The organism is Sporosarcina sp. P29 (genome assembly GCF_002743265.1).
Lineage (GTDB): Bacteria > Bacillota > Bacilli > Bacillales_A > Planococcaceae > Sporosarcina.
The window spans coordinates 1-473 of sequence record NZ_PDYX01000073.1; the positions used below are offsets into that span (position 1 = coordinate 1).

At 45.2% G+C, this 473-nt stretch carries 1 protein-coding gene; it reads right to left on the reverse strand.

Translation table 11 applies throughout. The features are described from left to right. Positions 1–133: 133 nt before the first annotated feature. Positions 134–473, reverse strand: a 340-nt coding sequence (locus CSV68_RS16595) for an EAL domain-containing protein (protein ID WP_143561023.1), incomplete at its 5' end; no start/stop codon positions are given.

The window sequence follows — 473 nt, forward strand, 5'->3', positions numbered from 1 at the left end:
GTTTTAATTAAATTCAGCGCATCAAAACAATTTTGCGACATAGCGTATTCCTGTACATCGGCACCATGTGCCTGAGGATCATGACAGAATTAACGGGAGTGGACTCCTTTGAAACATACTCTACTTAACCCGGTCAGGCATGATTTTTTTGTGAAATATATACGGGTTCCGCGTGAATTTTACCAATGGGTATAATTTGTTTGTCTGAGTTTTTTTGCAGCAGCAGCCAGGGAACCTGTTCGGCAGGTAAAGGACGGGAGAAAAGGAACCCCTGCAGGTAATCACAGCCGAGGTCCGTCAGCACCACCTGTTGTTCTTCCGTCTCGATCCCTTCCGCAACCACATTCATTTCCATGGTCCGGGCGATATTGATAATGGTTTCCACCAGCTTGCGGCTTTTTTCATTTACCAGCATCGAGTGCACAAAGCTTTTGTCGATTTTTAACTCTTTAGCGGGCAGAACACTCAACATC